21 protein-coding genes and 1 tRNA gene are annotated in these 22,304 nt (G+C 66.8%); 10 read left to right on the top strand and 12 right to left on the bottom strand.

The window, feature by feature from the left end:
* The first annotated feature begins 67 nt into the window (after nt 1–67).
* Both K8O92_32980 and K8O92_32985 read left to right on the top strand, forming a co-directional pair.
* Complete coding sequence (locus K8O92_32980; protein UAK32437.1) at nt 68–1,435, top strand: cytochrome P450; 1,368 nt, start codon at nt 68–70, stop codon at nt 1,433–1,435.
* Nucleotides 1,432–2,520, top strand: coding sequence for a hypothetical protein (locus K8O92_32985; GenBank protein ID UAK32438.1), 1,089 nt, complete (start codon nt 1,432–1,434; stop codon nt 2,518–2,520). Before K8O92_32980 ends, K8O92_32985 begins: the two co-directional genes overlap by 4 nt.
* Before the next feature lie 120 nt (nt 2,521–2,640).
* On the opposite strand, the gene K8O92_32990 is transcribed toward K8O92_32985, so the two are convergent.
* The 6 genes from K8O92_32990 to aceE form a co-directional block, all read right to left on the bottom strand.
* Complete coding sequence (locus K8O92_32990; protein UAK32439.1) at nt 2,641–4,074, bottom strand: acyl-CoA carboxylase subunit beta; 1,434 nt, start codon at nt 4,072–4,074, stop codon at nt 2,641–2,643.
* A gap of 121 nt (nt 4,075–4,195) precedes the next feature.
* The gene (locus K8O92_32995; GenBank protein UAK32440.1) at nt 4,196–5,446 is read right to left on the bottom strand and encodes a beta-ketoacyl-ACP synthase; all 1,251 of its coding nucleotides are present in this window, start codon (nt 5,444–5,446) and stop codon (nt 4,196–4,198) included.
* 10 nt (nt 5,447–5,456) lie between these two features.
* Entirely contained in the window at nt 5,457–5,756 is a 300-nt protein-coding gene (locus K8O92_33000; GenBank protein ID UAK32441.1) for an acyl carrier protein, read from the bottom strand.
* Between the two features lie 120 nt (nt 5,757–5,876).
* Nucleotides 5,877–6,791 carry an ACP S-malonyltransferase gene (locus tag K8O92_33005; protein UAK32442.1) on the bottom strand — a complete coding sequence of 305 codons (915 nt, stop codon included), beginning with the start codon at nt 6,789–6,791 and terminating at the stop codon, nt 5,877–5,879.
* Between the two features lie 128 nt (nt 6,792–6,919).
* Nucleotides 6,920–8,194 (bottom strand): helix-turn-helix domain-containing protein, encoded by a 1,275-nt coding sequence (locus K8O92_33010; protein ID UAK36092.1) that lies wholly within the window; start codon nt 8,192–8,194, stop codon nt 6,920–6,922.
* Nucleotides 8,195–8,265: 71 nt separating this feature from the next.
* The gene (gene aceE, locus K8O92_33015; GenBank protein UAK32443.1) at nt 8,266–11,181 is read right to left on the bottom strand and encodes a pyruvate dehydrogenase (acetyl-transferring), homodimeric type; all 2,916 of its coding nucleotides are present in this window, start codon (nt 11,179–11,181) and stop codon (nt 8,266–8,268) included.
* Between the two features lie 214 nt (nt 11,182–11,395).
* Here aceE and K8O92_33020 point away from each other — a divergent pair, with 214 nt between their 5' ends.
* From K8O92_33020 to K8O92_33040, 5 genes are all read left to right on the top strand, one after another.
* Complete coding sequence (locus K8O92_33020; protein ID UAK32444.1) at nt 11,396–11,953, top strand: hypothetical protein; 558 nt, start codon at nt 11,396–11,398, stop codon at nt 11,951–11,953.
* A 126-nt stretch (nt 11,954–12,079) separates the two neighbouring features.
* Nucleotides 12,080–12,502: a DUF3052 domain-containing protein gene (locus K8O92_33025; protein UAK36093.1), complete on the top strand. Its 423-nt coding sequence runs from the start codon at nt 12,080–12,082 to the stop codon at nt 12,500–12,502.
* A 78-nt stretch (nt 12,503–12,580) separates the two neighbouring features.
* The gene (locus tag K8O92_33030) at nt 12,581–13,045 is read left to right on the top strand and encodes a peroxiredoxin (GenBank protein ID UAK32445.1); all 465 of its coding nucleotides are present in this window, start codon (nt 12,581–12,583) and stop codon (nt 13,043–13,045) included.
* Between the two features lie 18 nt (nt 13,046–13,063).
* A tRNA-Val gene (locus tag K8O92_33035) sits at nt 13,064–13,135 on the top strand.
* Nucleotides 13,136–13,668: 533 nt separating this feature from the next.
* Nucleotides 13,669–15,252 (top strand): hypothetical protein, encoded by a 1,584-nt coding sequence (locus K8O92_33040; protein UAK32446.1) that lies wholly within the window; start codon nt 13,669–13,671, stop codon nt 15,250–15,252.
* A gap of 385 nt (nt 15,253–15,637) precedes the next feature.
* On the opposite strand, the gene K8O92_33045 is transcribed toward K8O92_33040, so the two are convergent.
* The gene (locus K8O92_33045) at nt 15,638–16,456 is read right to left on the bottom strand and encodes a class I SAM-dependent methyltransferase (GenBank protein UAK32447.1); all 819 of its coding nucleotides are present in this window, start codon (nt 16,454–16,456) and stop codon (nt 15,638–15,640) included.
* A gap of 430 nt (nt 16,457–16,886) precedes the next feature.
* Between K8O92_33045 and K8O92_33050 the strand changes: the two genes are divergently transcribed.
* Nucleotides 16,887–17,645, top strand: a complete 759-nt coding sequence (locus tag K8O92_33050; GenBank protein UAK36094.1) for a methyltransferase domain-containing protein — start codon at nt 16,887–16,889, stop codon at nt 17,643–17,645.
* 9 nt (nt 17,646–17,654) lie between these two features.
* On the opposite strand, the gene K8O92_33055 is transcribed toward K8O92_33050, so the two are convergent.
* Both K8O92_33055 and K8O92_33060 read right to left on the bottom strand, forming a co-directional pair.
* Entirely contained in the window at nt 17,655–17,999 is a 345-nt protein-coding gene (locus tag K8O92_33055; GenBank protein UAK32448.1) for a hypothetical protein, read from the bottom strand.
* Nucleotides 17,996–18,370 (bottom strand): hypothetical protein, encoded by a 375-nt coding sequence (locus K8O92_33060; GenBank protein UAK32449.1) that lies wholly within the window; start codon nt 18,368–18,370, stop codon nt 17,996–17,998. The genes K8O92_33055 and K8O92_33060 overlap by 4 nt, the downstream gene beginning before the upstream one ends.
* A gap of 297 nt (nt 18,371–18,667) precedes the next feature.
* On the opposite strand from K8O92_33060, the gene K8O92_33065 reads away from it, so the two are divergent.
* Entirely contained in the window at nt 18,668–19,831 is a 1,164-nt protein-coding gene (locus K8O92_33065; protein ID UAK32450.1) for a helix-turn-helix domain-containing protein, read from the top strand.
* A gap of 82 nt (nt 19,832–19,913) precedes the next feature.
* Here K8O92_33065 and K8O92_33070 read toward each other — a convergent pair whose 3' ends face one another.
* Nucleotides 19,914–20,150 (bottom strand): hypothetical protein, encoded by a 237-nt coding sequence (locus K8O92_33070; GenBank protein ID UAK32451.1) that lies wholly within the window; start codon nt 20,148–20,150, stop codon nt 19,914–19,916.
* A gap of 287 nt (nt 20,151–20,437) precedes the next feature.
* Here K8O92_33070 and K8O92_33075 point away from each other — a divergent pair, with 287 nt between their 5' ends.
* The gene (locus K8O92_33075) at nt 20,438–20,749 is read left to right on the top strand and encodes a DUF3303 domain-containing protein (GenBank protein UAK32452.1); all 312 of its coding nucleotides are present in this window, start codon (nt 20,438–20,440) and stop codon (nt 20,747–20,749) included.
* Between the two features lie 61 nt (nt 20,750–20,810).
* Here the strand turns inward: K8O92_33075 and K8O92_33080 are convergent, their stop codons facing one another.
* The gene (locus K8O92_33080) at nt 20,811–21,344 is read right to left on the bottom strand and encodes a DUF3145 domain-containing protein (GenBank protein UAK32453.1); all 534 of its coding nucleotides are present in this window, start codon (nt 21,342–21,344) and stop codon (nt 20,811–20,813) included.
* 95 nt (nt 21,345–21,439) lie between these two features.
* Nucleotides 21,440–22,273 (bottom strand): beta-lactamase family protein, encoded by an 834-nt coding sequence (locus K8O92_33085; GenBank protein ID UAK32454.1) that lies wholly within the window; start codon nt 22,271–22,273, stop codon nt 21,440–21,442.
* Nucleotides 22,274–22,304 lie beyond the last annotated feature (31 nt).

Consider the following 22,304-nt stretch of genomic DNA (forward strand, 5'->3'; position numbering starts at 1 on the left):
GGGTGCCGCTCACGAGGTGCGCCGCCCCTCGGGCGCAGTGCCGGCAAGAAAGAACGAGTGCCACCTGATGAAGCGATCCGCTGCTCCCGTGATTCCGACCGCGCCGGGTGCGCTGCCTCTTATCGGCCACAGTCTGGCGCTGCTACGGCAACCGTGGACATTCCTCGAGTCGTTGTCCGCCCTCGACAGTGGTTTGGTCCGGGTACGGATCGGTCCGATGGCTACCGCAGTTGTGGTGTGCGATCCGGTTCTCACCCAGCAGGTGCTGCGTAACGACCGTGTCTTCGACAAGGGCGGCCCATTGTTCGAAGTCGCTCGGCATGTTGTGGGCGACAACGTGATCACCGCCTCCCACGACGCGCACCGACGGCAACGCCGCCTGATTCAGCCTGCCTTTCATCGCGGCCGCCTACCTGGCTACGTAACCGCGATGTCCAGGGAGATCGATGCGGTGACCGATCGATGGCGCGACGGTGAAACCATCGACGTACTGTCCGAGATGTTGCACATCACGCTTCGCAGTTTCCTGGCGGCGATGTTTTCCGAGAGTTTGACACCCGCCGCACTCGACCATGCACTGTCGGATGTCACGACGATCGTCGCAGGCCTTTACCGGCAGGTGTTACTTCCACGGCCACTCGATAAACTCCCGACTCGGCGCAATCTCCGTTATCACCGCGCGCGTGCCGGCCTGCGCCGGCTCGTCGATCGGATCGTCGACAAGCGGCTCGACGAGGGCGCCGACCACGGTGACCTGCTGTCGAGCCTGATCGCGGCACATGGGGGCGCTGCTCGGTGCGATAGGGACTCGCTGCACGATCAGTTGACTGCCTTTTTCATCGCGGGATCGGAAACAACCGCGAGCGCCCTGGCCTGGGCGTTGTACCTGTTGTCCCGGCACCCCACTACCTGGCGAGCTGTGCAGCTGGAAGCAGACCGGGTATCGCTGGATGGCCATATGCGATACGGCCACGCAAGCGAGCTGACGACGACGCGCCGGGTGCTGGCCGAGACCCTGCGGCTCTACCCGCCGGGGTGGCTGTTCACACGGACGGTGACCACCGAAACACTGCTCGGGGGATATCGGTTGGCTCCCGGCACCGCAGTGGTCTACAGCCCGTACCTCCTGCACCGCCTCCCCACCATGTTCCGCGAGCCGTCCCGATTCGATCCGGATCGCTGGGACGCCGATCCCGGCCTCGACGACTGCCCCTCCTACATTCCATTCGGCGCCGGCGCCCGACGCTGCGCGGGTGAACATTTCGCGCTCGCCGAAGCCACGCTCACACTCGCCACAATCGCCCGCCGATGGCAGCTGCTGCCGTCTTCGATGCGGCCGGTCCGACCCGCCGTGGCCATGGCGCTGCGACCGCGCGCGTTTCGCCTCCGGGTAATGGCCCGAACTCACGCCGAGAGCGGTGTAGCGCAGTCATGATCGGATGCACACCCACCGGTCGGCACGACAACACCGTGGATGTCGACAGCCGACTCCGTCGCCTCCCCCCGATCGCCGTCTTCTGCCCGATCGAATCCGCGGTACATCCGCAGGCCGGCGAGCTCGAAATGGCGTCGATGCAGTGGCTGGCCGGCTTCGACCACCTCGGGGGCGCCGAGTACCGGCGCCGCCTGCTCGCCACGAGATCGGCCGAGTTCGCCGCACGTGTGGCGCCCCACGGCATCCTCGACAGACTGCAGATCGCGGCGGACTGGGACTACTGGGGATTCGCATTCGATGATCGCAGCGACGACGGTGCCCTCGCGAGGGATCTCGCGGGCTTCGTTGCTTATACACATCGGCTTATGCGATTGCTGGAGACGCCCGATCCCCGAACCCGCGAGACAGATCCGACGCTGGCGGCCATCGTCGATCTCTCGACACGGTTCTCGGCACAGGTCACCCACGCCCAGCATCGACGTTGGGTCGACGCGCATCGCAGCTGGTTGTTCGGGGTGACCGCCCAGATCGCGGCGACAGGCGTACCGGATCTCGATCGGTATTTGACGATCCGCTTGAACAATGCCGCAGGCGAGGTGGTCACGGTGATGACCGAACTGGTGACCGGCTACGAGATTCCCGACTCGGAATACAGTCACCCCACGATCCGAGCACTGTCCGAAATGGCCAGGCTGATAGCGGCGTTGGATAACGACCTGCACTCCTTCGCCAAGACCGTAGTTATGGGCGAAGCCAACCGGCAGAACATCATAGAGGTCCTCGCCGTGCAAGACGGGTGTTCGAGTGGGTCTGCTGTCTCACGCGCGATCTCGCTGCGGGACCGAATCATGTACCGATTCCTCACGCTGAGCGCGCGAGCAGGGGAGTTCAGCGTCGATACCCGCCAATACATCCGGGATCTCGGGCATGTCATACGCGGGAACATCGACTGGGCGCTGACCGTGCCGCGGTACATCGTCGACGGTCAGGCGGTGTCGGAGTTCTTCTCCGTCATCGATACGCCTGCCGATGACTCAGTCCAACCGCCTGGGATACCTTGCATCGACTGGTGGTGGCAGCTGTAACGCCTTCAACGCGCATCGCGCCCATCCCTCGAAAACGACACGGTCGCCGCAGCCCCTCGAATAGAAGCGCTGCGGCGACCGCGTGAACCAAGCGTGCCGGAGCCCGCTTCGATGGTTCGATCAGAGCGGGATGTTCTTGTGGTGGCTGGCGCGGGCCGGGGCCGCGGCAAGTGCCGCGGCGATGGTGCTGCGCGTCTTCGCCGGGTCGATGACCTGGTCGACGACACCGATCGCGATGGCGCGCTCCACGCCGCCCGCGATGCGCTCGTGTTCGGCGGTGAGCCGCTCGTGCAGCGCCTCGCGCTCCTCCTCCGGCGCGGCCGCGAGGGCCTTCTTGTGCAGAATGCCGACCGCGGCCTTGGCGCCCATGACGGCCACTTCCGAACCGGGCCACGCGTAGACAGCCGTCGCACCGAGCGAGCGAGCGTTCATCGCGATGTAGGCGCCACCGTAGATCTTGCGGGTGACCAGGGTGACCCGCGGAACGCGCGCCTCGGCGAACGCGTGCAGCAGCTTCGCGCCGCGCCGGACGACGCCTTCCCACTCCTGGCCGACACCGGGCAGGTAGCCCGGGACGTCGGTGATCACGATCAGCGGAATGCCGAACGCGTCGCACAACCGCACGAAACGTGCCGCCTTCTCAGCGCTTTCGGAGTTCAGGCAGCCGCCCAGGCGGATCGGGTTGTTCGCCAGCACGCCGACCGTGCGGCCGCCGAGACGGCCCAGACCGGTGACGATGCTGCGGGCGTACAGCCCCTGCAGCTCCTCGAACGACGACTCGCCGTCGACGTTGTCGAGCAGTTCGTGGATGATCGGCTTCACGTCGTAGGCGCGCTTGGCCGATTCCGGCAGCAGAGCCTTCAGGTCCATGTCGCCGTGCTCGGCCGCCACCAGGTCGAATTCGCCCTGCTCGGCGAACATCGACACCAGGCGGCGCGCGCGGTGCAGCGCGTCGGCCTCGTCGTGGGCCACGATGTGGGTGACGCCGGACTTCTTGCCGTGCGTCTCGGGACCGCCCAGGGTGGCCATGTCGACCTGCTCGCCGGTCACGCTGCGGACCACGTCGGGTCCGGTCACGAAGACGCGGCCTTCCGGAGCCATGATCACGATGTCGGTCAGCGCCGGACCGTAGGCGGCGCCACCGGCGGCGAAGCCGAGCACCACGGAGATCTGCGGAACCAGGCCGGACGCGCGGACCATGGCCTCGAAGACCAGGCCGACCGCGTGCAGCGCCTCGACGCCCTCGGCCAGGCGAGCGCCACCGGAGTGCCACAGCCCGACCACCGGGACGCCGGAATCGATCGCGGTGTCGATCGCGTCGACGATGTGCTTGCAGCCCTCCACGCCCATCGCGCCGCCCATGACGGTGGCGTCGGAGCAGTAGGCCACGGTGCGGACGCCGTCCACCTCGCCGATGGCAGCGAGCACGCCGGACTTGTCACGCGGGTGCAGCGGAAGGATGGTCCCGGGATCGAAGAAACGCTGGAGTCGGCCGAGCGGATCGCGCGGGTCGGTTGCCGTCTCTTGATGCAACGCGGGAGCGATGATTGTCATCGCGTGGTCTCCTCAACCTCAAAAAGTGGGCCGCTGGCGCGGCTGCGTAAGTCGAACCACGGCGGGGCCGGGCCAGTTCGATGGCCGACCCCGCCGGGATCGTGTGCAGTCGATCGCGCGGCTATGCCCGACCGAAGGCGAGCGCCACATTGTGCCCACCGAATCCGAAGGAGTTGTTGATCGCGTACTCGATCTCCTGGCGGCGGGCTTCGCCCTTCACCACGTCGAGATCGATCTCCGGATCCTGGTTCTCCAGGTTCAGCGTCGGCGGAACGATGCCGTCGCGGATGCTCATCACAGTCAGCACGGACTCCAAGGCGCCGACGGCGCCGATCGAGTGGCCGAGCGCCGACTTGGGCGCGTACACCGAGGCATGGTTGCCCACGGCCTTGGTGATCGCATTCGCCTCGGCGGTATCGCCGATCGGCGTCGCGGTCGCGTGCGCGTTGATGTGCGTGATGTCCTTCTTGGTCAGACCCGCGGACTGCATCGCCCTGGTCATCGCCCGCGCCGCGCCGTCTCCCGTGGGATCGGGCGCGACGAGGTGGAAGCCGTCGGAGGTGATGCCCGCACCGAGCAGTCGCGCGTGGATGGTCGCGCCCCTGGCCTTGGCGTGCTCTTCGGTCTCGATGACCATGAGCGCGCCCGCTTCGCCGAAGACGAAGCCGTCGCGATCCTTGTCGAAGGGACGCGAAGCGCCCTTCGGATCGTCGTTGCGGGTGCTCATCGCGCGCATCATGGTGAACGCCGCGATCGGCACCGCATCGATGAAGCCTTCGACGCCACCGGTGACGACGATGTCGGCGTCACCCATGACGATCATGCGCCAGGCATTGGCGATGGCCTCGGAGCCGGACGAGCATGCCGAGACCGGAGTGACCACTCCTGCCCTGGCCTTCAGTTCGAGACCGACAACGGCCGACGGGCCGTTCGGCATGACCATCTGCACAGCCAACGGCGAAATCTTGCGATAGCCGCCGTTCTTCAGCTTGTCCACGGAATCGATGAGGGCGTCGCCGCCTCCCAATCCGGTGCCGATGGCCACACCCAGCCGCTCCGGGTCGACTTCGGGGCTGCCCGCGTTCCGCCAGACTTCGCGACCGAGCACGGTCGCGAGCTGCTCGACGTAGGCCATGCGCCGACATTCGACACGAGACAGCAGAGTGTCGGGCCGGACCTTCAGATGACCGCCGATGCGGACCGGAAGATCGTATTCCTCGACGAAGGAATCCTCGAGAACGTCGATGCCGCTCTCGCCGTTGAGGAGTCCCTTCCACGTCGCATCGACGTCACCCGCGATCGACGTGGTCGCCGCAAGGCTGGTTACGACGACGTTGGGGAAATTCCCGTTCAAGGTGGAAGGAGTGGTCACAGTTTCGGCCCTACTCGGCGTCGAACTTGGCCTTGAGCTCGGCCGCCGCGTCCGCGTTCTCGGCCTCGAGCTTCTGGATGTAGGCGACGGCGTCGCCAACCGTCTTCAGGCTGGCCAGATCCTCGTCGGGGATCTTCACGCCGTACTTGTCCTCGGTCTGAACCGCGATCTCGACCATGGACAGCGAGTCGATGTCCAGGTCATCGACGAAGGACTTCTCGATCGTCACCTCGGAGGGCTCGATGCCGGTCACCTCTTCGATGATCTTGCCGAGTTCCTCGACGATTTGTTCCTGGGTCAGAGCGGCCACTTCGTGGCTCCCTTCTTGTTACTTTGTAGGGCTCTACTGGTTTTTTTCGGATCGAGGGCGGTAATAGTTACCGACTCTCGGTCACGACCTCGCATCTGCATGCATGGCCGCGGAGGAAAGCTAGCCGGATACGGTCAGCTCAGCCAACGCGGGGAGGTCTTGCGGGGTCTTCAGGGCCAGCGTGGGCGTGCCCTTCAGCTCCCGCTTCGCGATACCGACGAGGGTGCCCGCCGGCGGCAGTTCGGCCACCGCCGAGACGCCGGCCCGCCGGACGGTCTCGGTGCACAGATCCCAGCGAACAGGCCGGGTGACCTGGGCGGCGAGCTTGTCGATCGCGTCCTGTCCGGACGCGACCGGCTTGCCGTCGAAGTTCGACAGCAGGGTCCTGGTCGGCTCGTTCGGCGTGATCTTCGTTATGGCATCGGTCACAGCATCCTGCGCCGGCGCCATGAACGCCGTGTGGAACGCGCCCGCGACGGGCAACGCCCGGACCCGGGCCTTCTCCGGGGGATTCGCGGCGAGCTCGGCCAGAGCGTCCAACCGGCCCGCGGCCACGATCTGACCCACCGCGTTGCGGTTGGCCGGAACGAGGTCGAGTTCGGTGAGCCGTTCGAGCACGGCGGCCTCGTCGCCGCCGAGCACGGCGGACATACCGGTCGGCTCCAGTGCACACGCCTTGGCCATCTCCGCGCCGCGGATGGCGGCCAGCCGGACCGCGTCGTCGGCGGAGATGACTCCGGCGACCGCCGCGGCGGCGAGTTCACCGACCGAGTGTCCGGCGACGATGGTAGCGGCGGGAAGCGTCTCCGGCGAGATCTCCGCGCACGCGAGCAGCGCCGCGGCGACCACCAGCGGCTGGGTGACGGCGGTGTCGGTGATCTCCTCGGCCGTCGCGGTGGTGCCGAGACGGACCAGGTCGAGGCCGGAGGCCTTGGACCACAGCGTCAGGCGCTCATTCGCGCCGGGAAGGTCGAGCCAGGGCGCGAGCATGCCGGGTGTCTGAGAGCCCTGTCCAGGGGCGAACAACGCGATCACGCCTCTAAGAAAACACTGTGAGGCGGGCCGCACGAGATGTCGACGCGGATGAAGGTTCGGAGGCGCTTTTGTGGGGGTCCCACAAAAGTCCACGTGGGCTGTCCGAATCGACCGATTCCACGGATGCGTTACAAGCCCTCGGGACCCAACGCGACCGGAGTGGCTTCTGGGGCAGGAGTCGACGATTCGTTACGGGTTCGTGTCAAACGACCCACCGTGGCGGCGATCCGGAGCACATAAGCGTCCCGCGGATTCATCGGATCACGGCCGGTGATCTCGGCGATTCGCTTGAGGCGATACCGGACCGTATTTGGATGGACGTACAGCTGACGCGCACACGTCTCGACGGCTCCACCGCAATCCAGATAGGCATCCAGAGTGTCCGCCAGCGACGACCCCGCCGCGGCCAACGGTAGGACAAGGTACTCGTTCAGCGCGTCGATCGCAGCTCGATCGCCCAACAAAGCGCGTTCCGGGAGCAACTCCGCCGCGTGCACCGGTCGCGGCGCCCCGCGCCAGCCCACCACGGCCTCCATCCCGGCCAGCGCTTCCACCGCGCTGGCGTGGGCGGCGCCCAGCGTGCGGGTGGTCGGCCCGATCACCACCGGCCCGTCCGAGAACACCTCGCCGAGCAGATCGGCCAGGAACGGGGAGACATGCGACGGCTCGCCCAGATGGCCGGACACGACCATCACCAATCTGGTCCCCTGCACCACCGCCAAGGCGGCGCGACCGTGCCGCGCGGCGATCGAGTGCACCGCGCCCACCGACGAGACGCCCTGCTCCCCGGGGGGCGTGCCCACCAGCACTGTCGCGGGCGCGGTGGCATCCCAATTCAGGGTGGCGGCCCGCGACAACATGTCCGGCCCCGTGTCGCCGCGCACCACGGCGTCGACGACGAGCGCCTCCAGCCGGGTGTCCCACGCCCCGCGCGACTCCGCGGCGCTGGCGTACACCGAGGCGGCGGCGAAACCGAGCTCGCGCCCGTAACGCAGTACCGCCTCGGTGAGGGCGACCAGCTGCCGGTCGTTGCGCGCGAGCGCGGGCAGCCACTGCTCGAAGAACTCCATGGCCACGCGGACCATGTCCACGGTCTGGCGCAGCGTCAGCCGCCGGGCCAAGTCCTGCGGGATCACCTGGAAGGCGTCCAGGCTGAACCGGATGTCACTGTCCGGGTCCTGGAGCCATTCCAGGAAGTTCACCACCGCGGTCTGCACCAGCATCTGCACGCCGGCCCGCTGCGCGGCGTCCAGATCGGCGAAGAAGGGCAACCGATCCTGCATCGACCCCACCGCCTCGGTGGAGAGGCGGCCGGAGAACTGCTTCACACGTTTGAGCAGCGTGTCCGGGAGAGGGTCGCGCGTCTGCCGGTTCGGGGAGAGCGCGCCCGTCGGCAGATACACCTCGTGCTCGGAAGAGCCCTCGGAGATCCGTCGCGGCCGCGGCGGTTTACGATCCACCATCCAATATTCCGCTACGCGACGTCTTCGTCCGAACTCACCGCTGCCTTCGGCGCGGCGTCCACGTCGGCGATCCGGTATTTCGCCGCCGCTTCCACGGCCTTCGCGGGGTCGATCTTGCCGGTCCGGCCGAGACCGGCCAGCGCGGCGACCACGATGGACTGCGCGTCGACGTTGAACACCCGTCGCGCGGCCGGGCGGGTGTCGGAGAAGCCGAAACCGTCCGTGCCGAGCGTGGTGAAGTCGCCGGGCACCCACTTGCGGACCTGGTCGGGCACCGCACGCATCCAGTCGGTCGCCGCGACGTAGGGGCCCTCGGCCCGCGACAGCGCCTCGGTGACGTACGGGACGCCCGGGTCCGCACCCGGGTTGCGCAGTGCGGCGATCTCCTTGTCGAGCGCCTCCTTGCGGAGCTCACCCCATGAGGTCACCGACCACACGTCCGCCTGCACACCCCACTCCTGGGCGAGCAGCGCCTGCGCGCGCAGGCCGTCCGGCACGGTGACGCCGGAGACCAGGATCTGGGCGCGCACCGCGCCCTCACCTCCGCGCTTGTACAGGTAGATGCCCTTGAGCAGACCCGCGACGTCGAGGTCCTCCGGCTCGGTCGGCTGCGGGTACGGCTCGTTGTACAGGGAGATGTAGTAGAAGACGTCCTCGCCGCCGAACTCGCCCGCGCTGCCGTGCGGATGGGTGCCGGGTAGCGGCGCCGCGCCCTTCGGCGGGGTGCCGCCGCCGTACATCCGGCGCAGACCGTCCCGGACGATGTGGGCGATCTCGAACGCGAACGCCGGGTCGTAGGTCACCACGGCCGGGTTGGTCGAGGCGAGCAGCAGCGAGTGCCCGTCGTTGTGCTGCAGGCCCTCACCGGTCAGCGTGGTGCGCCCGGCGGTGGCCCCGAGCACGAACCCGCGGGCGAGCTGGTCGGCGGCCGCCCACAGTCCGTCGCCGGTGCGCTGGAAGCCGAACATCGAGTAGAAGATGTACAGCGGGATCATCGGCTCGCCGTGCGTGGCGTAGGAGGTGCCCGCCGCGGTGAACGACGCCGTCGACCCCGCCTCGTTGATGCCCTCGTGCAGGATCTGCCCGACGGCGCTCTCCTTGTAGGCGAGCATCAATTCCGCGTCGACCGATGTGTACAGCTGACCGTTGCGGTTGTAGATCTTCAACGAGGGGAACCAGGAGTCCATACCGAAGGTCCTGGCCTCGTCGGGGATGATCGGCACGATCCGCTTGCCGATCTCCTTGTCGCGCAGCAGCTCCTTCATCAGCCGCACCAGCGCCATCGTGGTGGCGACGTTCTGCTTGCCCGACCCCTTGCGCACCGAGCGGTAGGCCTCGTCACCGGGCAGCTTCAGCGGCTTGGCCGCGGCGCGCCGCTCGGGCAGGAACCCGCCGAGCGCCTTGCGCCGGTCGAGCATGTACTGGACCTCGCGCGCCTCCATACCGGGGTGGTAGTACGGCGGCAGGTACGGATCCTTCTCCAGCTCGGCGTCGCTGATCGGAATCCGCTGCAGGTCGCGGAAGTCCTTGAGGTCCTGCAGAGTCAGCTTCTTCATCTGGTGCGTGGCGTTGCGACCTTCGAAGTGCTTGCCGAGGGTGTAGCCCTTGATGGTCTTGGCCAGGATCACCGTCGGCTGACCCTTGTGCGCCATCGCGGCGGCGTAGGCGGCGTACACCTTGCGGTAGTCGTGGCCACCGCGCTTGAGGTTCCAGATCTCCTGGTCGGACAGATCCTGCACCAGCGCCTTGGTCCGCGGGTCGCGGCCGAAGAAGTGGTCGCGAACGTACGCGCCGTCGTTGGCCTTGTAGGTCTGGTAGTCACCGTCGGGGGTGCTGTTCATCAGGTTCACCAGCGCACCGTCGCGGTCGGCGCCCAGCAGCGCGTCCCACTCCCGGCCCCAGATCACCTTGATGACGTTCCAGCCCGCGCCGCGGAAGAACGACTCCAGCTCCTGGATGATCTTGCCGTTGCCGCGCACCGGCCCGTCCAGGCGCTGCAGGTTGCAGTTGACCACGAAGGTCAGGTTGTCCAGGCCTTCCATGGCCGCGACGTGCGCGAGACCGCGCGACTCCGGCTCGTCCATCTCGCCGTCGCCGAGGAACGCCCACACGTGCTGGTCGGAGGTGTCCTTGATGCCGCGGTCGTGCAGGTAGTGGTTGAACCGCGCCTGGTAGATGGCGTTCATCGGGCCCAGGCCCATGGACACCGTCGGGAACTCCCAGAAGTTGTTCAGCAGCCGCGGATGCGGGTAGGACGGCAGCCCGTGGCCGGGACCGCCGTGGCTGTACTCCTGGCGGAACCCGTCGAGCTGATCGGCCGAGAGCCTGCCCTCCAGGAACGCGCGGGCGTAGATGCCCGGCGAGGCGTGACCCTGGATGAAGATCGAATCGCCGCCGCCGGAGTGGTCCTTGCCGCGGAAGAAGTGGTTGAAGCCGACTTCGTAGAGCGCCGCCGAGGAAGCGTAGGTCGAGATGTGTCCGCCGACACCGATGCCGGGGCGCTGCGCGCGATGCACCATGATCGCGGCGTTCCACCGGATCCAGGCGCGGAAGCGCCGCTCCACCTCCTCGTCGCCGGGGAACCACGGCTCGTTCTCGGTGGGAATGGTGTTGACGTAGTCGGTGGAGGTCAAGGACGGGATGGCGACACGACGTTCACCGGCCCGCTCCAATAGGCGGAGCATGAGGTAACGCGCCCGGCCGGGGCCTTCCCGGTCGAGCATTTCATCGAACGACTCGAGCCATTCGCTGGTTTCCTCCGGGTCGATGTCCGGTAGGTAGGACGCCACCCCTTCGCGGATCACACGCACCCGTCCACCGGGCTGCGGTGCATGCGACCCGTTCGGATCGCGGCTCGCGGCCGGCGCGGGGGCGGAACTGGAACCGGCGGATTTCGCCGGCGCGGAAGAGTGGATCAGGTCGGTCAAATCTGCTCCTCGTACAGGGGTGGACATGCTGATGGCGTCGGTATCCCCGGGCGGGTTCGCTGGTTGGCGGACCGCCCGTTTACGAAAGGTTCGGGCGCATCATCCATCCTTGCCGATGACGCGTCCCAAATCATCATGTCAGCCGTAAATCCAGTACCGTTCGACAGGCAAGGTGAGGATGACGAGCGTGGCAGCCCTGAGGAGCGGGAGAGCGATGAAGCTGCTGAACCCACGCGGGTTCGGAATGGTGTGCGCCAGCGGCGCCGTCGCCATCGGATTGGTCGTCGCGGGATGCGCCAACCGGGTGGAGGGCGTGGCGGGTCCGAACACCAGCGACCTGGCGGCGTACAAGACCGAGGCGGCGTCCTCGTCTGCGGCGGCGACCTCCTCGCGGCGTGCCGCGGCGCAGGCCAAGGCCATCGCCGACAATTGTGGCCAGTTCCCCTCCACCACCGGAGCGGGCGTGAGCAAGTACAACGAATTCGTCGACGCGCACGATGCGAACGCGCCCGACTACGTCGCCAAGCGCGACTCGGCGGTGCAGACCCTCGAGGACGCCGCGAACAAGGTGGAAAGCGGCGTGAACTCCGCCAGGGACGCGCTTCCTCCGGATCTTGCCGCGAAGTTCACCGAGTACGTGAACGCCGCCCGCGCGCTGGCCGCCGAGACCCGCCCGATGACCTACACCGCTCCGGTCGCGGCGCTCAACGACGCCAGCAGGCGGGTCAACGACGCTCGCAACGTCGTGCGCGACTCGTGTCCGAAACGCTGAGAAAGCCCTTGACACACCATCGCGACGCGACATTCCGTAGCTATTTCGCCGGATCGGCTTGCGCTGAAGCCCATAACCATGTTCGCTTGCAACTACCTACTGTCGGGAGTTGAGGAGGACACCACCGTGGTCGCCGCGGCGGACGCGCAGAACTACGCTCAGAAGCTTGGCATTACACACGGCTTGGTTGTCCAGGAATTGGGCTGGGACGAGGACGTCGACGACGAACTGAGGGCCGACGTCGAAGACGCGGTCGGCGGCGAACTCGTAGACGAGGACTCCGACGAGGTGATCGACGTCGTGCTGCTGTGGTGGCGCGACGGCGACGGTGACCTGGTGGACGCACTGATGGACGCGATCGGCCCACTGGCCGACGACGGTTTCGTCTGGGTGCTCACCCCCAAGACCGGACAGCCCGGCCATGTCGAGCCGAGCGAAATCGCAGAATCCGCACCGACCGCCGGTCTGACTCAGACCTCGGCGATCAGTCTCGGCTCGTGGACGGGTAGCAGGCTGGTTCAGCCCAAGGCGCCCTTGAAACAGCGCTGAACCACCGCGCTATGGTTTCCACCAGGGTTGGTCCCGCAGGGCCGCCCGGTGGAAACCCGACACGATGGAGGATTCGCTATGCCGCTCGAGGTCGGCACTGTCGCGCCGGATTTCACGCTGAAGGACCAGAACAACCAGGAAGTGACCCTGTCGGACTTCCGGGGCAAGAAGAACGTCCTCATCGTGTTCTATCCGCTCGCCTTCACCGGCATCTGCCAGGGCGAGCTGTGCAAGGTCCGCGACGAGCTGCCCAAGTTCCAGAACGACGACGCGGAGATCCTCGCGATCTCGGTCGGCCCGCCGCCCACGCACAAGATCTGGGCGGCCGAGCAGGGCTACACCTTCCCACTGCTGTCGGATTTCTGGCCGCACGGCGCGGTGGCGCAGGCCTACGGGGTCTTCAACGAGAAGTCGGGCTACCCCAACCGCGGCACGTTCGTCGTCGACCGCGAGGGCTACATCCGCTTCGCCGAGATGAACGGCCCCGGCGAGCCCCGTGACCAGGCGGCTTGGGAGAAAGCGCTCGCCGCGCTAGATTCATAAGCCGCCGGTAACGGCCACGGGCGTATAGCTCAGCGGTAGAGCACTGGTTTTACACACCAGCGGTCGGGGGTTCGATCCCCTCTGCGCCCACAGAAGAAGTACGGATGGACTGTGACGGGCCGGCGATGGCTGCCCCACGGCGATTTACGTGGGGTAGGTAGAAGGATGCTTGGCGTGGACACGCAGAATTCCCCGAGATGCCCGCTCGCCATGACAGAGAACCGGGCTGTACGGTGGCACCAGATTGTGACACCTTCCTGGGTGCCGGAGCGGGGCTCGTGACCATTCCCTCACTCGGCGGCCGGTTGGTGTTCGATCTTCGCCGCCCGAGCCGAAGTCGTTCCGCGAACTCATCGTCGGCGGCACCCACGAAGGTTCGGCCGCAGCCCGGCGCACAGCGGCTCGTGTGCCCAGCTCCCCCCTCCGTCAGTGGCGTCCGACCTCATCGAGGGATTACAAGGGGTTCCGGTAACAGTCGCTAACTGTGAAAACACAGCTGAAAGGCCCGGAGCTCCGGGCCGTCGACAGCGGGCCGCGGCTCAGCTCAGCCAGGAGTCGGGTTGTGCTTCTGCGAGGCCAGCAATGGCTCGATCCCGGTTCTGGGAAGGCGATAGATTCTGGCCATGACGGAACCGTCGACCGAGCACGTATCCATTCACGACTTCCTGGCAGGTCATCGTGAGCCCGACGGCAGGTTGGGCGCGGGCGCGGTAACGTTACCCGACGAAGTCGGCGGCGGGGGTATCCAGGTCGGTCCCGGTGGTGATATCCGGTGGGGTCCCGGCACGCTGGACGGGATGCTGGTCCAGCATCATCCGCTCGGGCATCCGGAAGGACTCGAAGAACTGCTGCGCGCCCTGGTGACCTTCGTGGCCGGCGAGCAGTCCATGATAAGCACCGAGCTGGTAGAGGCAGTCCGCGCGCACGGGTCGGCTTCGACACTGCTGGCGACCCGCGGTGTGCTGCTGGAATGGGACACCTTCCGCGGCCGCCACGCCCGCGTCTATTCGCTTGGCTCCGCATTGGTTACTCAGGGTGCCGAACGCGGGCTGGTCAAGCTGGGCATTGTTCTGCTGTCGCTGTTCCGGACAGTGGAGGAGGCGGATCACCAGGCATTGCTGACGCTGGCGCTGCATGACGAGTTCACCCTCTACGTCATCCGAGCGTTGGAGTACAGTCGGCCGGATCCGGTCGCCGAAATGTTCTGGTTGGCTCAACGGGTATCCGGCTGGGGCCGCGTGCATCTGGTGGAGCGCTTGGTGAAGGCCCATCGGCCGACTCCGGAGATCATGGACTGGATTGTGCGGCACGGTTTCCGCAACGATGTCGACGTCCTATATCTGGCCTACATTCCCGCCATCCACGGTGACCTGCCCGGTCGACTGCTCGTCGCCGAACAGGACACCGAGCTGCTGTACGCGGTGAGCGATGTCCTCTCCGCCCTGTTCACCGAAGGCGGCCCGGTCACCTGGGATATCCGCGACTACCCTGACGCATTCATTGTGGCAACGCAGTTCCTGGCCCGGGTTGCCGAACAACCCGCGAATGTGCGTCTGCTGCATGGCGTCACCCGCATCCGCTCCGCACTGGACGGAGACCGCGCACAGTGGTCTGCGGACTGGACCACCGAGCGGCGCGCGGACCTCTCACGCCGCTGCACCGATCTGATTCGACACCCCGCTTGGATCGAGGCGGCCCGAACCGCCCTCTTCACCGCCACCACCAGCGCCGACTACTTCCAAGCTGCCGCGGCGTGCCAAGCAGCCGGTATCTCCACCATCAGCTCCGACGTCGACCGCCTGCGTGCCGACCCCCTGTCGCCGGGTCTGTGGTCGAGTGTGCTGGAACAGGCGGAAGATGATGTCATCGAAGACCTCATGGAGTTGGCCACAGACATCCTGCCGCTCGACCGGATCGGCACCGGGCCCGCCCACGAAACCGGTTTCGGCAGCGGGTTCGAACCGCACCGCTGCCTGTGGCTGCTGATACCGAAACTGTCGGACCATCCTGGCGTCGGCTGGCCGTTGATCGCCGCGGCGCTGCTCAGTCCCGTCCCCAGTAATCGAGCATCTGCCGCCGATATCCTCGCCCAGTGGACCCCCGATCGCTGGCCTCATGAAGCTGAACCCAGCCTTCGTCAGGCCGCCGCCCGCGAACCTGACGACACCGTCCGCCGCAAGCTGCAGCAGGCGCTACGCGTCCGGTAAGAGGCCGCTTACAAAGGTCGATCCGCTTGTACGCTGTGCCGACCTCGATGTTCCGAACGTGCCCACGAGCGCAGCTGCGTAAGTTAGTTCCTTGGCTGCCGCGCCGGCCGCAGTCGCCGAGCGTGATTCGCCTGCGACAAGATGGGCTCGTAAGTCCATTCCCCTGGTCGCGTCGCGTCATCGCGGGTGCGCGCACCGCTGCCGGGTCGACCGCACGGGAGGCCAGAATCTCCTGGCGGAGCCGAGTGCTGGACCGATGAAGCGGTTCAGGGTTGGTACCGGTGCCCGCACCAACCGCTTGGACTGTTCCGTACAGCTTTCAAATGCACAGGAATCGCTTGAAGCGTCGGTAGGCGGCTCGTTCGATCGACGACGGGTGACCAGGTCAGGCCGCGCGGCGTGCGGTGACCAAAAGGTACTCCCACTCCATGCGCCCGTTGCCCAGGTCGTGCCGGGCAGCGAGTTCCGCGAGTTCCCGGTCCAACCGCGTGATGCGCTCGGGTTCTGCGGCGATGGCCTTGTACACCGCGACCGTCGGGCCGTAGTAGGACTTGAAGAAGTCGCGGAACTCGGCCCCGTCGGCGAAACGATCGATTTCCGCGTTCTCGCGCCGCAACTCCAGGTCGGCGACGCGATCGCCCAGCAGGGACCGCACGTGCGCCTCGTCGCCCCACAGCGGAGGCGGCTGCGCACCGGGCGGGGGCGGCGGAGCGAACGGTTTCATGGTGGCGAACATCTGGCCGATGAATCCGCTGGGTGTCCAGTTGATCAGCCCGATCGTGCCGCCCGGCTTGACCACGCGCACCAATTCGTCCGCGGCCGCCTGGTGGAACGGCGCGAACATCAGGCCGACGCAGGAGATCACGGCATCGAACTCGGCATCGGCGTAGGGCAATGCCTCGGCGTCGGCTTCCTGCCATCGCAGCTCGACGCCCCGGGCAGCGGCGATACGCCGGCCCGCCTCGAACAGCTCCGGCGTGAGGTCGCTCGCCACGACGTCCGCACCGGCCTCCGCGGCCGGGATCGCCGCGTTGCCGGATCCGGCCGCGATGTCCAGCACGCGCTGCCCCGGACCGATACGGCAGGCCTCGACCAGACGCCGGCCCAGCGCGGGGATGACTTCGGCGGCGATGGACGGATAGTCGCCCAGTGCCCACATCGCGCGGTGCCGCCTCTTGAGATCAGCGGAGCCTGATTCGGCCATCTGACGCTCCCTCTGTAGTCGGGCCGGTGGACGCTGCCGAAGAATCCTTCCGCGCCGAACCGATCGTCGAAACCGCGAGCCGAGCAAGTGTTACCCCACAAAGATCATCACAAACGGGACCACCCCACGCGGTGAATCGACTACTTCCCTCATGCCAAGATCCACTCCACCCCTGACGACATCGGATGAAAATCCGGAACGCCGACAAATGAAACCCGATGCATCGCCATTCGAGCTGGATCGTGCCGGGGATCGGCATGCGGGGCGCGAAAGCAGTACCCGCGTCGACAGCGAGGGATGACCGGACACACTGCCGTCGGCGACGATGCGGGGCTAGTGTCGGGACATGTCGAGCAAGCCCTCGCCGCCCGTCCCCTCGTTCCACGTGGACGCGATCCCGGACGCTTCGAGCGCGTCCACCGACGACCCGATGGCCGCTCTGGTCGGCATCCTCGACCTCCAAGCGGCGCTGCCGGGTATCCGGCGCATGCGCGCGTGGGGACATGAGGTCCTGGCCGTCCGGCCGGGCGAACGCGCGCTGGACATCGGCGCCGGAACAGGCACCGAGGTGATCGAACTCGCCGACCGGGTCGGCCCCGGCGGCGACGCGGTCGGGGTCGACCCGAATCCGGCGATGCTCGCCATCGCTCGTGGACGCGCAGAGACCGCGAACACTCGGGCCCGCTTCGTCGAGGGAACCGCCTATCACCTGCCGTTCCCGGACGGTTACTTCGACGCGGTGCGTTGCGAGCGGGTCTACCAGCACCTCGACGACCCGGCGGCAGCCACCGCCGAGATCACCCGAGTTCTGCGACCGGGCGGCCGCGCGCTACTCATCGACAGCGACTGGCACACCGTCATCACCCATCCCGGCGACCCCGACGTCATCGCCCGCCTGACCAAGGCGATGCTCGCGACCACCCCGAACCCCGCATCCGGCCGGCACCTGCGCGGCCTGCTCAGCGCGGCCGGGTTCGCCATCGACGACATGGGATCGGAGGCGGTGATCTGGAACCCGGAAACCGCGCGCCCCCTGTTCACCCAGATGATCGCCTACGCCCGCACCGACGGCGCGATCTCCGAACAGGAAGGCCGCGACATCGTCTCCGCCATGGAAGCCGGCATAGCCAAGGGCGACTATCACTTCTCGGTAACCATGTTCGCCGTACTCGGCCACAGAACAGAGTGAGCCCGACTGTCACCGCCGCCGACCCGCATCCGGCCGGATACGCCCCGCCTCGACCAGCGCCTGCCACGCGGTGGACTTGCGCGGACACTCACCGACACGACAGGCACGGTGCTGCTGCATCGTCATCTGAGCTTCCATGACGCCCATTACATGCTCGGGTGCCTCATGCTGAAAGCCCGTCGGCCATACCGGCGAATCCATGCCAGAGCGCTCCCGTCGTACGCGCTGACTGATCTCCTCCACACTGCGTCCATCCGGTAGCCGGGCAGGCCACAGCGACACAGCCACGCCGACAAACACCGCCACGAGCAGACCTATGCCGACCGCGGCAGCAAACAACTGCAACCCGGTCACGGCAACCTCCGGTACGGATGGTTCGCGGGCAGCAACGACGGCCACCGATAACCACGCGGATACGTCTGTTCTGGACTGATCAGGTCGCATAGCTCGGTGATCGCCCGGACGAACGGCTCGACGTGCACCACCCCTGGCACGATCACCGCAGCCGCATCAGCCACCTGGATATGATCGACCGCCAGCAAAGCCGCAGTCCTGACCGCCGTTGCGAACACGACCACCTCCACCACGAAATATCCGCGCGCAGCGGCGATTTCCCGGATTGTCAACTCGTCGCGTATCACGTCCGGTCCGGAAACCTCGCGTCGGATGAATCCGACCGCGTTCGGCCCCAACTGTGTTGTTGCACAGCCGCTCTCACCGCCCATTGACGATCACTCCCCTGCCCGACTCATAGATGTGCCCTAGCCGCCGGGGATGTGAACGAATAGCGCTGCATCGACCTGGCGGCGGGCTGAGCAGCACGCTAGGCCGGTCCGATGAAGTGATCGGGTACGGTTCGTACCCCGCGCTTCTCAGAGGCATCGTTTGTCCCGCTACAGCGGAGACCATCCGGTTAGGCTTGTCTCAATCGAACCAGCGGCGAGAGGGGTACAGCCGTGTACAGCTCCGATGACAATGCCCCGGTAGGCACACGAATCCGTCGGCACCGTGAACGAGCGGGCATGTCACGACCGGTCCTCGCAGGCTTGGTCGGCCGATCCGCCGAATGGTTGAAGGCCGTGGAGAACGGCCGCTTACAGACTCCGCGCCTTCCGATGCTGCTTCGGATCGCCCGCGCGCTGGAACTGAACGATCTGGCCGAGCTGACGGGTGACGGGCACGCGGTTCCCGTTGCGGTCTTCGCGGGCGAACGTCACGCTGCGCTGACCGATGTACAGTCCGCGCTGGCCGACTATCGCCTTCCTGCGACGAACCCATCGGTGAGCATCGAGCACCTCGCTACGCGGCTCCGACAGGCATGGCACGTGCGCCACGCGAGTCCCGACCACCGGACGCAGCTCGGTTCGTTGCTGCCCGGATTGATCAGGGACGCGCAAAGCGCTGCGCGTTCGCCCGGCGGCGATCGCCGGGCCGCCCGCCGTGTTCTGGCCGGGGTGTATCAGCTGGCGGACTTCTTCGTGGCCTATCAACCGGCTCCGGAACTGGTCTGGCTCGTCGCCGATCGCGCACTGAACGAGGGCTACGAGGCAGACGACCCATACCTGATCGCGAGCGGCGCATGGTCGATGGTCCAGGCGCTACGAGACTCGGGACAGTGGGGGGAGGGAATCGCATTGGCGCGTACTGCGATCACACAACTGGAGCCGCATCTGGACCGGGACGAGGCGTCCGATGACTGGCGCGGAATCGCCGGAGCGCTCCAGGCCGAGATCGCCTACGTCCAGGCCCGTCGCGGCCGCTACGGCGAAGCATGGGCGTCCTGGGAAGCTGCCCATTGGATCGCTCAGCGACTCGGGCCGACCTACCGGCATGTCCAGACATCGTTCTCGATGCCAGTGATGCAAGCGCACGCCACCACACTCGGGGTAGAGCTGCGCCGAGCAGGTGAAGGATTACGCGCGGCCCGTGGGTTCGATGCAGCTCGGATAGCGTCGGTACCTCGCCGCAGCCGCCACTTCATCGAGGTGGCTCGCGCCCATTATCAGCGTGACGAGTACGTAGCCGCGCTGGCAATGCTCGACAAGTCCGAGCGCACGGCGCCCGAGACCATCCGATACAACGGCTACGCCCGCGAGATGCTGCACACGTTGCTGAAACGGCCACCATCGGGAATGCAAGACGACGTTCGAGCTCTGTGCGACCGAGTCGGCGTCACAACCAGATGATCTAGGACAGTGAACGCGGGTGAGCCGAGCCCTGTGTCAGATCGAATGTGACGGGAGCGTTGGCGCATGCCGCCAACGCGTCTCAGAACAGATGGCACTGATCCGCCGGAAGAATGCGGGCCAGGCACAAGCCCACGATGCCGAAGAACATGACGCTCGCGATCGCGTTCCGTACTCCGTCGACCACCGCCGGGGGTACCTCCACTATCGCGGCGACCGGTTCGGCGGTGATCTCGGCGCTCGCGGCGGCGGGGACAGCCGTCGCGGCTGTCAGCGCGATCGTTGTGGCCGCGATGACGCGCATACCGGCATGTTTCATGGTCGGCTCCTCGCTATCGGCCCCGACCGTAGAACGACCGTACACACGCCTTCGAATCTCGGGCAGCCGCCATTTCTGGTGGCTGACAGTGGCGCGGCACTACCCCACGTGTCGGCGTGACCGTCGGACGTAGCTCTTCTGGCGGCTGGTACGAGATATTCCGACCCAGGGGTTGATGTACTCCCGCGCATCCTCCGAGCAGAGTTGACAACGCATCTCCTCGACAGCGCGGCGGCAAGGCAGGAGTCGTCTTTCACCTGCGGCTCCGGCCATCAAAGGAGGATGAGATGAAGTACATGGTTTCCTGGACCTACCGTTGGACCGGCTCCGCGACCGAGAACGAAGCGGCCATTCGGCGCGCGTTGGAGGTGTTCGCCAATTGGAAGCCGCTCACGGGCATGACGTACCACCAGTTCGTCGGCCGGCTCGACGGCAGCGGTGGGTTCGCGGTGGTCGAGACCGACAATCCGATGGACCTCGCCGACGCTCCGAACAAGTTCGCCTTTTTCGCGGAATACCAGATCTACCCCGTCGTCGACATCGCCGACGCCGTGCAGGCAGTCCAGGAGGGCGCGGAGTTCAGGGCGTCGATCACCTGAACATCCTCGGTCGGCTCGGGTTGGCTCGAACCGAACGAAACGTCGTGGCGTGCGGTCACATCTACCCCACGTCCCGGCGCAGCCAGGTGACCTCGGCGCCGGATTCCGTTCCATAGCGGTAGATTTCGAGGTCCTCGTCCCAGGCGGTGCCGAGGGCGCGGTCGATTTCGGCCGCCAGGTCGTAGGCGGAGTACTTCCCGAGTTCCCGGGTCGCCTGGAGCATGGCGCGCAGGCGCATCTCACCGATCATGACGTCGCCGTTGGCGCTCGTGGAACCGTGCCACAGACCGAGGCCGGGGACGAAGCTGTAGCGCTCGCCGTCCACGCCGTCGCTGGGATCCTCGGTCACCTCGAAGCGCAGAACCGGCCAGGAGCGCAATGATTGGGCGATCTTGGAGGCGGTGCCGACCGGACCGATCCACTCACTGGTGGCGCGCAGTTGACCGTCGGCCGGTTGAGCGGTCCAGCGCAGCTTCGCCGGGGCGCCAAGGGCCGAGGTGAGTGCCCATTCGACATGCGGGCACAGCGCGGCAGGCGACGAGTGGATGTAGACCACACCCGCCGTCGCATCCGCGAACTGACTCGATGCGCGCACCACCAACACCTCCAGCTTCGACGAGGAACGTCTTCCCCAACGATTCGTCGAACTGGCGTTGCCTGAGTGTACTGGAGTGCCCGAAGTTACACGTGTTACTTCGTGACCGTGTCGCGCCCGGCAGTCGCCTCCGCCACGACAGCATCGCTCAGCGGTGGCCAGGCCGCGCGCGCCCAGTCGCCGAAATTCTCGTCGCTCAAGGCGAGACACGCCAACCCCGTTCTCGGGTCAACCCACAAAAATGTCCCGGATTGGCCGAAATGTCCATAGGTTTGTGGCGAATTCGTGCCACCGGTCCAGTGTGGAGTCTTACCGTCGCGGATTTCGAAGCCCAGGCCCCAGTCGTTGGGGCGCTGCGAACCGTAGCCGGGCAGAACGCCGTTCAGGCCCGGGAACTGGACGGAGGTGGCCTCGGCGTGCGTCTGCGCCGAGATCAAGCGCGGGTTCAGCAATTCGGCGGCGAAGCGGGTCAGATCCGCTGCGGTGGACCGCCCCGCGTGCCCGGCCGGACCGGCCAGCACCGACGCGGTCATGCCCAGCGGTCCGAACACCGCGTCGCGCAGGTACTCGTCGAACGCGATCCCGGTCTGCTCGGTGACGAACGCGGCGAGCACCTCGAATCCCGCGCTGGAGTAGATCCGCCTGGCTCCGGGCGCCGCCTGGACGTCGGTGGTGTCGAACGCGAGTCCGGACGCGTGCGCCAGCAGATGACGCACCGTGGCGCCGGGCGGCCCGGCGGGCTGGTCGAGTTCCACCGCGCCCTCCTCTACCGCGACCAGAACGGCGTATGCCACCAAAGGCTTGGTCACCGAAGCGAGCGGGAACACCCGCTCGACAGAACCTTCGCTCGCGACGCCGCCATCGGCGGTCACCACCGCGGCCGCCGCGTGCCGGACCGGCCATTCCCGAATCTGCTCGAGTGAACGCACCCAGCGAGCCTACGAGAACCGCATGGCTACC

The sequence above is a fragment of the Nocardia asteroides genome (assembly GCA_019930625.1).
Lineage (GTDB): Bacteria > Actinomycetota > Actinomycetes > Mycobacteriales > Mycobacteriaceae > Nocardia > Nocardia sputi.

What these genes read in the sequence shown, in the direction of transcription:
- K8O92_33030 (UAK32445.1), top strand. Translation starts at nt 12,581, where the DNA reads ATGCCGCTCGAGGTCGGCACTGTCGCGCCGGATTTCACGCTGAAGGAC.
- K8O92_33050 (UAK36094.1), top strand. Translation starts at nt 16,887, where the DNA reads ATGGCCGCTCTGGTCGGCATCCTCGACCTCCAAGCGGCGCTGCCGGGT.
- K8O92_32980 (UAK32437.1), top strand. Translation starts at nt 68, where the DNA reads ATGAAGCGATCCGCTGCTCCCGTGATTCCGACCGCGCCGGGTGCGCTG.
- K8O92_33020 (UAK32444.1), top strand. Translation starts at nt 11,396, where the DNA reads ATGAAGCTGCTGAACCCACGCGGGTTCGGAATGGTGTGCGCCAGCGGC.
- K8O92_33040 (UAK32446.1), top strand. Translation starts at nt 13,669, where the DNA reads ATGACGGAACCGTCGACCGAGCACGTATCCATTCACGACTTCCTGGCA.
- K8O92_33045 (UAK32447.1), bottom strand. Translation starts at nt 16,456, where the DNA reads ATGGCCGAATCAGGCTCCGCTGATCTCAAGAGGCGGCACCGCGCGATG.
- K8O92_33060 (UAK32449.1), bottom strand. Translation starts at nt 18,370, where the DNA reads ATGGGCGGTGAGAGCGGCTGTGCAACAACACAGTTGGGGCCGAACGCG.
- K8O92_33075 (UAK32452.1), top strand. Translation starts at nt 20,438, where the DNA reads ATGAAGTACATGGTTTCCTGGACCTACCGTTGGACCGGCTCCGCGACC.
- K8O92_32990 (UAK32439.1), bottom strand. Translation starts at nt 4,074, where the DNA reads ATGACAATCATCGCTCCCGCGTTGCATCAAGAGACGGCAACCGACCCG.
- K8O92_33070 (UAK32451.1), bottom strand. Translation starts at nt 20,150, where the DNA reads ATGAAACATGCCGGTATGCGCGTCATCGCGGCCACAACGATCGCGCTG.
- K8O92_33065 (UAK32450.1), top strand. Translation starts at nt 18,668, where the DNA reads ATGTCACGACCGGTCCTCGCAGGCTTGGTCGGCCGATCCGCCGAATGG.
- K8O92_32985 (UAK32438.1), top strand. Translation starts at nt 1,432, where the DNA reads ATGATCGGATGCACACCCACCGGTCGGCACGACAACACCGTGGATGTC.